The sequence below is a fragment of the Streptomyces sp. SD15 genome (assembly GCF_054462255.1).
The window spans coordinates 1-9,517 of record NZ_JBTLMO010000106.1 but is presented as its reverse complement, the minus strand read 5'-3'; the positions used below and the strand labels follow the sequence as shown (position 1 = coordinate 9,517).

At 69.5% G+C, this 9,517-nt stretch carries 6 protein-coding genes and 1 pseudogene; 5 read left to right on the top strand and 2 right to left on the bottom strand.

Translation table 11 applies throughout. The features are described 5' to 3' along the window. Positions 1 to 422 precede the first annotated feature (422 nt). Together ACX28W_RS43280 and ACX28W_RS43275 are read right to left on the bottom strand one after the other, a co-directional pair. Entirely contained in the window at positions 423 to 1,547 is a 1,125-nt protein-coding gene (locus ACX28W_RS43280; protein ID WP_459005585.1) for a serine hydrolase domain-containing protein, read from the bottom strand. A 127-nt stretch (positions 1,548 to 1,674) separates the two neighbouring features. Continuing rightward, positions 1,675 to 2,143: pseudogene (locus ACX28W_RS43275) on the bottom strand (hypothetical protein); the annotation flags it as partial. 759 nt (positions 2,144 to 2,902) lie between these two features. Here ACX28W_RS43275 and ACX28W_RS43270 point away from each other — a divergent pair. The 5 genes from ACX28W_RS43270 to ACX28W_RS43250 form a co-directional block, all read left to right on the top strand. After that, positions 2,903 to 5,161 carry an MMPL family transporter gene (locus ACX28W_RS43270; protein ID WP_459005584.1) on the top strand — a complete coding sequence of 753 codons (2,259 nt, stop codon included), beginning with the start codon at positions 2,903 to 2,905 and terminating at the stop codon, positions 5,159 to 5,161. 507 nt (positions 5,162 to 5,668) lie between these two features. Beyond that, positions 5,669 to 6,892 carry a methionine adenosyltransferase gene (metK, locus tag ACX28W_RS43265; RefSeq protein ID WP_459005583.1) on the top strand — a complete coding sequence of 408 codons (1,224 nt, stop codon included), beginning with the start codon at positions 5,669 to 5,671 and terminating at the stop codon, positions 6,890 to 6,892. A gap of 79 nt (positions 6,893 to 6,971) precedes the next feature. Then, positions 6,972 to 7,907, top strand: coding sequence for a PfkB family carbohydrate kinase (locus ACX28W_RS43260; RefSeq protein ID WP_459005582.1), 936 nt, complete (start codon positions 6,972 to 6,974; stop codon positions 7,905 to 7,907). Continuing rightward, positions 7,904 to 8,776, top strand: a complete 873-nt coding sequence (gene metF, locus ACX28W_RS43255) for a methylenetetrahydrofolate reductase [NAD(P)H] (RefSeq protein WP_459005581.1) — start codon at positions 7,904 to 7,906, stop codon at positions 8,774 to 8,776. The genes ACX28W_RS43260 and metF overlap by 4 nt, the downstream gene beginning before the upstream one ends. Further along, on the top strand, positions 8,754 to 9,517 hold a 764-nt coding region (locus tag ACX28W_RS43250; protein WP_459005580.1), incomplete at its 3' end, for an adenosylhomocysteinase. The genes metF and ACX28W_RS43250, both read left to right, overlap by 23 nt.

The following is a 9,517-nucleotide window of genomic DNA, read 5'->3' as shown; positions in this document are numbered from 1 at the left end:
CGTACCGCGCCGCCCCGGCCTGGGGTACCGGGGGTCCGGGCGGGCCCGGCTGGTTCATGGCGGCGACCGCGAGCACCACCGGCCGGGGCGCCTGCTGGGGCTTCGGCATCGGCGCGCGCCCGGAGGAGCGGCCCATCAAGCTGGGGAGCTGGATCGGCAACCAGCGGAGCCCGGGCCGCGGCACTCTCCCCCGAGCGGATGGAACAACTGTCGCGGATCGGCATGCGCTGGACATAGCCACGGCGTGTGCTACGAGGCCCGGACCATCTGCGGTCCGGGCCTCGCAGTCGTGGTGGGGGTCAGCCGAAGTCGAGCGTGTCCTGTACCGGGCCGGAGGCCGGCACGCCCAGCCGTCGCAACAGGCGGTATCGCCCACTCCCATGGTGCGCCAGCGCGTACGGGTCCGCGGTGCTCGGCGCCGTCTACTGAGCCGGCTTGGCCTTGTCGGCCACCTCGGCCTGCCCGCCGCAGAACACCTCCTTGACGAGCCTTTGATGCGCCTTCTGGAACGCCTCAGCCGTGGCGGCGAAGTCGAGCTCGGCGTCCCCGGTGGTCAGGGAGACTGTCAGGGTCTTACTGCCGTCGGGCGTGCTGTACATCAGCGCCGCCCAACCAAAGAAGCCGCCGTTGTGGTTGAAGATGGTGCCGCCGTCCGTCTCCTCCACGAACAGCCCCAGGCCGTAGCCGAGCTTGGGATGCGGCGTGCGCATCTCGGCCAGCAGCGAGTCCGGCAGGAGCTTGCCGCTCATCAGCGCGGAGAAGAACGTGTGGAGATCCTCGGTGGTCGAGATCATGTCACCGGCGGCGGAGATCCAGGAGACGTTGAAGCGGGTGACGTCAACCACCTTCCACTGGCCGGCGTGCTCGTACCGGTAATAGCCGTGAGCGTGCGGCTCGGGGATGTCCGGCGAGGCGCCCGGCACCACGGTGCCCGACATTCCCAGCGGCTGCAGGATCAGCCGCTGCATCTCCTCGGCCAACGAGCGGCCGGTGACCTCCTCGATCAGCAACTTGGCCAGCACGTAGTTGGTGTTGGAGTAGCTCCAGTCCGTCCCCGGCTCAAACCGCGCCGGCTTGGACAACGCCAGCCGTACCAGCTCCTCCGGCTGGTAGGTGTGGAACTGGTTGTTCACGTACTCCTGGCCCTGCCAGGGGATCCCCAGCGCAACCGTCCCGTCGTCGTAGTACTCGCCGGTGTAGTTGAACAGCCCGCTGGTGTGCTGCAGCAGCATCCGCACCGTGATCCGCCGGTCCAGCCCGAACCGGGGCAGGTAGTCATCCACCGGGCTGTCCAGCCCGATCTTGCCCTCGGCCACCAGTTGCAGCACCACGGTTGCGGTGAAGGTCTTGGTGGTGCTGCCGATCCGGAACCGCCCGTCGGTCGGCGGCTTGGCGCTCTCGCCCAACTTGCGCACCCCGGCGCTACCGACCCACTCGCCCCGCTCATCGTGCACGCGCAGTTGCACCCCGGCGAAACCGGAATCGACGATCTCCTCAATGGCCTTCTGCAGCTCCGGGCGATCCTGCCCGGTGAGGGTGAGGGACATGGCTGTGCTCCTTATGGGTTGCGTGGGTGGTTGTTGCGGTGAGGGTGTGCCGGCCGCCGAGGGCGAGCGCGTCCAGGGCGGTGGCCGTGCTGCGTCCGCTGTGCGGGATGCCTCCCGGCGCGGCGGGTCAGAGGCTGCGGGCGGCGATGTCGCCGTGGGCGGTGGTCGCGTGGATGTTCAGGCCGGCGGCGGCGCCGTCGGTGTTCAGAAGCGTGTTGTGGATCCGGCCGTAAGTGATGCCGGCGTCCTGGGAGGCGGAGACTCCGCGGGCGGCGCCGACCGAGATCTCGCCGGACTCAATGTGCGGTGTGACGGTTCCGCGCACGGCCTTGGCGACGTGGATGTCGCCGGCGAGGAGGGTGAGGCGGGTGCCTTCGGTCTCGTCGAGCTTGACCGAGCCGTGGGCGCCCTCGAAGGCGACCTCGCCGAGCCGTCCGACGCCTCGGAGTTCGGCGCCGGCCGCCTTCGCCTCGATGCGGGAGCCGACGGGCAGTTGGACGGGTCACCTCCAGGGATCCGGAAGCGCCGAGGATCCGATTCCTCGCCGCCAGGGTCTCGATCCGCAGGACGCCGTCGCTGTAGGCGACCCCGGTCTGCAAGCTGGAAGCGAGCCCCACCCCGCCACCGCAGAACACAAGCGGGCGAAGGCGGCAAAGGCCCCAGGTGCCGACTCTGTGCTGTCTCCATCATCCGACCCCTTCGATCGCTCACTCCGCGAAGACGGGCACCCCCCGGCCTGCGAGCCGAGGAGTACGCCAGCGATGGCACCATCATGGCACATCGATGGCGCTACATGGGGCCGGTATGCCGCCATTCATGTCCGCAATGGCGCCATGATGCGGAGGGAGTCACGAATGCACAGGTCAGCGGCTCGCTGGACGTGCTGATCGCACCCATATCGCGGGCCCGACACCGCAAAGAATCGGCCGCATTGAGCCGAAAGCCGAAAGCTCTGACCGGGGATTTCATGAGTCCCACCCGAGTAGTGGCCCCATTATGGCTCACATGTAGCGCACGTTTGCTCGATAAGGCACCAATCGTGCGCCATGATGGAGCCACGGAAACGGAGCGACGCTGGGTACGGCGTACGGCACAAAGGAGCCCCACCTGTCCGTCACCTCAGCGACCAGGACGGCCGGTGCAAGCCCTGCCGCCAGGAGGCCTCCGCCCTGGCCGGATCTGATCCATCTGCTCGACGTCCGCTTGAGGATCAGTCCTGGCCCCCCACAGAATCCGGCCCTTTGACCACTCGCTGGGTCAACGTGTGTGCATCGCAGAGCCCTCCGCCCGGCGCTGCGCCCGGGCGGTCGGCCGCATGCCTTCCTCCCCCCCACTCGATGGGAGTGCGGTTTTCCGTGGCTACCTTCCTGTACAAACTCGGCCGCTTCGCCTTCCGGCGACGCGGCCTCATAACCCTGCTGTGGGTGCTGATCGTCTGCGGCGTCGGTGCCGCGGCCTCGTCTGCTCCCACACCACCGACCGAACAGTTCTCGATGCCGGGCACCGAGTCGCAGAAGGCGTTCGACCTGCTCGAGGAGAAGTTCCCGGACGCCGGCGCCGACGGCGCCACCGCCCGTGTGGTGATCCGCGCGCCCGAGGGCAAGAAGATCGCCGACGAGAAGGCGGCGATCGGCGAGCTCGTCGGCGAGCTCGGCAAGGCGCCCCAAGTGGCGGGCGTCGCCGACCCGTTCAAGGCCGACTCGATCAGCGACGACGGCCGTACCGCCTATGCCGTGGTGACCTACAAGGTCACCGCACCCGACCTCACCGACAAGGCGCACGACGCGCTCACCAAGGCGACCGACCGGGCCCGCGACGGCGGCCTGACCATCGAGGCGGGCGGTGACGCGGTCGCGATCGAGCAGACCATGTCCGGCACCGGTGAGCAGATCGGTGTGCTGATCTCGGCCATCGTCCTGTTCCTCACTTTCGGCTCGGTGCTCGCCGCCGGTATGCCGCTGCTCACCGCCCTGATCGGAGTGGGCGTCGGCGTCTCCGGCATCGCCGCGCTCGGCTCCACCCTCGGGCTGTCCGCCACAACGTCGACCCTGGCGATGATGATCGGCCTCGCGGTCGGCATCGACTACGCCCTGTTCATCGTCTCCCGCTACCGTGCCGAGATCTCCGAAGGCCGCACCCCCGAGGAGGCCGCGGGCCGCGCGACCGGCACTGCCGGTTCGGCCGTCGTCTTCGCCGGGCTCACGGTCATCATCGCGCTGGCCGGCCTCGCGGTCGTCAACATCCCGATCCTCACCAAGATGGCCCTCGCCGCGGCGGGTACGGTCGCCGTCGCCGTACTGATCGCGGTCACCTTCGTGCCCGCCCTGATCGGCTTCGCGCCGCGCCGGGTGCTGCGGGTCGCGGACCGCCGCCTCGTCCAGGCCAAGAAGCCGCTGTCGGCGCGCAAGCTGCGCAAGTCCGAGAAGAAGGCCGCGAAGCTGGCCGCGCGGACCAAGCCGAACCTGTCCACCCGCTGGGCCTCCTTCGTGGTGCGCCACCCGCTCGGTGTGCTCTTCCTCGCGGTGGTCGGCCTCGGCGCGCTCGCCCTGCCCGCCACCAAGATGGAGCTCGGCCTGCCCGGTGAGGGCACGATGGCGACCGACACCACCCAGCGCAAGGCGTACGACCTGCTGTCCGACTCCTTCGGGCCCGGTTTCAACGGCCCGCTGACAGTGACCGTCGAGGGCAAGGACGCGGCCGCCGGCGGTGACAAGGTCGGCGAGGCCCTCGAGAAGACCGCGGGCGTCGACTCGGTCTCCAAGGCCACCGCCAACAAGGCGGGCGACACCGCCATCTTCAGCATCGTCCCGAAGACCGGCCCGACCGACGCCAAGACAGAGCAGCTGGTCAAGGACATCCGCGCGAAGGCCACTTCGCTCGAGGCGTCCGCGGGTGCCACCGAGATCCTGGTGACCGGCCAGACCGCGCTGTTCATCGACTTCTCACAGACCCTGTCCGAGGCGCTGCTGCCCTACCTGGGCCTGGTGGTCGGCCTGGCCTTCCTGCTGCTGCTCCTGGTGTTCCGCTCGATCTTGGTTCCGCTGAAGGCGGCGCTCGGCTTCCTGCTCTCGGTGAGCGCGGCGCTCGGCGCGTTGGTCGCGGTGTTCCAGTTGGGCTGGGGCGCCGGCTTCTTCGGCATCGATCAGACCGGCCCGATCATGACGACGCTGCCGATCTTCATGATCGGTGTGGTCTTCGGCCTCGCCATGGACTACGAGGTCTTCCTGGTCACGCGGATGCGTGAGGCGTACGTCCACGGCGCTCCGGCGAAGGAGGCCATCGTCACCGGCTTCCACCACAGCGGCCGGGTGGTCGTGGCCGCCGCGATCATCATGATCAGCGTCTTCTCGGGCTTCATCATGGAGGCCGACGACCTGGTCGCGATGATGGGCTTCGGCCTCGCCTCAGCCGTCCTGTTCGACGCCTTCGTGGTCCGGATGGCGATCGTGCCCGCCGTGCACTCGCTGCTCGGCGACGCCGCCTGGTGGCTTCCGAAGTGGCTCGACCGGCTGTTGCCTAACGTGGATGTCGAGGGCGAGAAGCTGCAGCGTCGGCTGCAGTCCGGTCCGCCGCGGGTGCCGCAGAGGGAGGACGAGCGGAACCTCGTGCACTGAGGCGATGCGCGGCTGCGTGCGCGGAGGTGACGCGCGGCCGCACGCCTGAGGCGATGCGCGGGTGAACAACCGCGGCCCGGCGCGACCTGGTTCAGGTCGCGCCGGGCCACTCGTTTACGGACCCCGGTGGGCTCAGGTGATGGTGCGGTGCGTCTGGGCCGCATCACCATCACCGACCCCACCCCGGACGCGATCGCCGCGTTCCTCGCCCCACCGCCTACCGCGTCTACGACAGCCTCAGCCTCCAGCGTCGCGGAACCTGCGCGAACGAGCGGGAGCGGGCCCGCGACCTCGCCCGAGCCCTCGAGGACGCCACCGCGCCGGACGCCCGACCGCCCGGGCCCGGTCAACTGCCGGAAGGCTCCTTCCGTTCACGTTCCGTCGCTCTTCGAGTGCTCCTCGTTCGAGGTTGTCCATCGTGGCTGTAGCACGGGCCACTTCGCCCGCCTCTGACGCCCTTCGTGTCCGACGTCCTTCGTGCTGTGGGCCGCAACCATCTGGAGAGCCATGTCCCGTCGTCTGTTCACCTCGGAGTCCGTCACCGAGGGGCATCCCGACAAGATCGCCGATCGGGTCAGCGACACGATCCTCGACGCGCTGCTGCGTCAGGACCCCGCCTCGCGCGTCGCGGTCGAGACACTGATCACCACCGGCCAGGTGCACATCGCGGGCGAGGTCACCACCACGGCCTACGCCCCGATCGCCCAACTCGTGCGCGACGCCATCCTCGACATCGGCTACGACTCCTCCGCCAAGGGCTTCGACGGCGCCTCCTGCGGTGTCTCGGTGTCGATCGGCTCGCAGTCGCCGGACATCGCGCAGGGCGTGGACACGGCGTACGAGTCCCGGGTCGGGGGTGCCTCCCAGAGGGAAAAGGGTGACGAGCTGGACCGGCAGGGCGCCGGCGACCAGGGTCTGATGTTCGGTTACGCGACCGACGAGACGCCGAACCTGATGCCGCTGCCCATCGAGCTGGCCCACCGGCTGTCCCGCCGCCTCACCCAGGTCCGCAAGGACGGCGCCGTCCCCTACCTGCGGCCCGACGGCAAGACGCAGGTCACCATCGAGTACGACGGCGACAAGGCCGTACGCCTCGACACGGTCGTGGTCTCCACCCAGCACGCCTGCGACATCGACCTGGAGACGCTGCTCACCCCGGACATCCGTGCGGAGGTCGTCGAGCACGTCCTCGGGCAGCTCGCCGACGACGGCATCAAGCTGGAGACCGAGGACTACCGCCTTCTGGTCAACCCGACCGGCCGTTTCGAGATCGGTGGCCCGATGGGGGACGCGGGCCTGACCGGCCGGAAGATCATCATCGACACCTACGGCGGCATGGCCCGCCACGGCGGCGGCGCGTTCTCCGGCAAGGACCCGTCCAAGGTGGACCGTTCGGCCGCGTACGCAATGCGCTGGGTCGCCAAGAACGTCGTCGCGGCCGGCCTCGCCTCCCGCTGCGAGGTGCAGGTGGCGTACGCGATCGGCAAGGCCGAGCCCGTCGGTCTGTTCGTCGAGACCTTCGGCACCAACACGGTCGACACGGACAGGATCGAGAAGGCGATCACCGAGGTCTTCGACCTGCGCCCGGCCGCCATCATCCGTGACCTGGACCTGCTCCGCCCGATCTACGCCCAGACCGCCGCGTACGGCCACTTCGGCCGTGAGCTGCCCGACTTCACATGGGAGCGCACCGACCGCGCCCAGCGGCTCAGGACGGCCGCGGGTATCTGAGCCCGACACCTCGACGGCTGGGCCCGGCCCCATCGGCCGGCACGCGCACCACCGGCGATCAGCGACCGAAGGAGTACCCGTGCGAATCGCGGTGAGCGGATCCATAGCCACCGACCATCTGATGGTTTTCCCCGGACGGTTCGTGGACCAGCTGCTGCCCGGCCAGCTCGCGCACGCCTCGCTCTCCTTCCTCGGCGACCGGCTCGAGGTGCGCCGGGGCGGTGTCGCGGCCCACATCGCTTTCGGACTCGGCGGCCTCGGCCTCTCGCCCCTGCTGGTCGGGGCGGTAGGCACCGACTTCGCCGCGTACGAGGTGTGGCTGAAGGAGCACGACGTCGACACCGGCGGAGTGCACGTCTGCGCCGAACGGCAGACGGCCCGCTTCATGTGCATCACCGACGAGGACGCCAACCAGATCGCCGCGTTCTACGCGGGCGCGATGACCGAGGCTCACGACATCGATCTGCGCGCCCTCGTCACCGGCACCGAACGCCCCGGCCTCGTCCTGATCTCGCCCGACGACCCGTCGGCGATGCTGCGCCACACCGCCGAGTGCCGGGCCCTCGGCATCCCCTTCGCCGCCGCCCCCTCGCAGCAACTGGCCCGCCTGGACAGCGACCAGGTCCGCGACCTCGTGGACGGCGCCACCTGGCTGTTCACCAACGAGTACGAGGCCGCGCTGCTGAAGGAACACATCGGCTGGAGCCGCAGCGACGTCCTCTCGGCCGTCGGCACCTGGCTCACCACCCTGGGCGAGAAGGGCGTACGCCTCGAACGCGCCCAGGACTCGCTCAACGGCATGTTCCGTACCAAGTACCAGGACTGCCGTTACTCGCTGGGCTACCCGGCCTGCCCGGCCCTGGAGGACCGCGCGAAGATCGCCGCGCTGCTCCGGCCGGAGCGCATCGGCGTGCACCTGTCCGAGGAGTTCCAGCTGCACCCCGAGCAGTCCACCGACGCGATCGTGATCCACCACCCCGAGGCGGGCTACTTCAACGCGGGAGGCCGCGCGTGACGACCTTCTCCTTCGAGTTCTTCCCGCCGAAGACGCCCAAGGGCGAGCAGACGCTGTGGCATGCGATCCGTCGCATCGAACCGCTCGCGCCCGACTTCGTGTCCGTCACCTACGGCGCCGGCGGTTCCTCCCGGGACCGCACCATCGAGGTCACCAAGCGCCTGGTGACCGAGACGACATTGCGCCCGGTCGCGCATCTGACCGCGGTCGGACACTCGGTGGCCGAGCTGCGGCACATCATCGGGCAGTACGCGGACGCCGGCGTCCGTGACGTCCTGGTGCTGCGCGGCGATCCGCCCGGCGACCCCAACGCCCCCTGGATCCCGCACCCCGAGGGCTTCACCCACGCCCATGAACTGGTGCGCCTGGTCAAGGAGTCGGGGGAGTTCAGCGTCGGCGTCGCGGCCTTCCCCGAGCGCCATCCGCGCTCCCCGGACTGGGACAGCGACATCCGGCACTTCGTCGCCAAGTGCGGGGCGGGCGCCGACTACGCGATCACCCAGATGTTCTTCCGCGTGGAGGACTATCTGCGGCTGCGCGACCGGGTCGTGGCCGCCGGCTGCGACACCCCGGTCATCCCGGAGATCATGCCGGCCACCGACGTACGCCAGATCGCCCGTTTCGCCGAACTCAGCGGCGCCGCCGTCCCCGAGGAACTCGCCCACCGCCTGGACGCCGCGCGCGGCAACCCCGCCGACGGCCACAGCATCGGCGTCGAGTACGCCACCACGATGGCCGAGCGGCTGCTCGCCGAGGGCGCCCCGGGCCTGCACTACATCACGCTCAACCGCTCGACGGCGACGCTCGAAATCCACCGCAACGTACTGACCTCAAGGAGTGCACAGCATGTCCTCGCAGCCCACCGCTGACTTCACGGACTTCAAGGTCGCGGACCTCTCGCTCGCCGCGTTCGGCCGTAAGGAGATCACGCTCGCCGAGCACGAGATGCCCGGCCTGATGTCGATCCGCAAGGAGTACGCCGAGGCGCAGCCCCTCGCGGGCGCCCGCGTCACCGGCTCCCTGCACATGACGGTGCAGACCGCCGTCCTCATCGAGACCCTGGTCGCCCTGGGCGCCGAGGTCCGCTGGGTGTCCTGCAACATCTTCTCCACCCAGGACCACGCCGCCGCCGCCATCGCGGTCGGCCCGAACGGCACGCCCGAGAACCCGCAGGGCGTCCCGGTCTTCGCCTGGAAGGGCGAGTCCCTTCAGGAGTACTGGTGGTGCACCGAGCAGGCCCTCACCTGGCCCGGTCACGTCGGCCCGAACATGATCCTCGACGACGGCGGTGATGCCACCCTCCTCGTCCACAAGGGCGTCGAGTACCAGAAGACGGGTGAGCTCCCCGCCGCGGACAACGAGGAACTGGTCGTGGTGCGCGCCCTGTTGGAGAACAGCTCCCTGGACTGGACGCGGATCGCTTCGGAGATCCGTGGCGTGACCGAGGAGACCACGACCGGTGTCCACCGTCTGTACGAGATGCAGCGCGACGGCGTCCTCCTCTTCCCGGCGATCAACGTGAACGACGCCGTCACGAAGTCGAAGTTCGACAACAAGTACGGCTGCCGGCACTCCCTGATCGACGGCATCAACCGCGCCACGGACGTCCT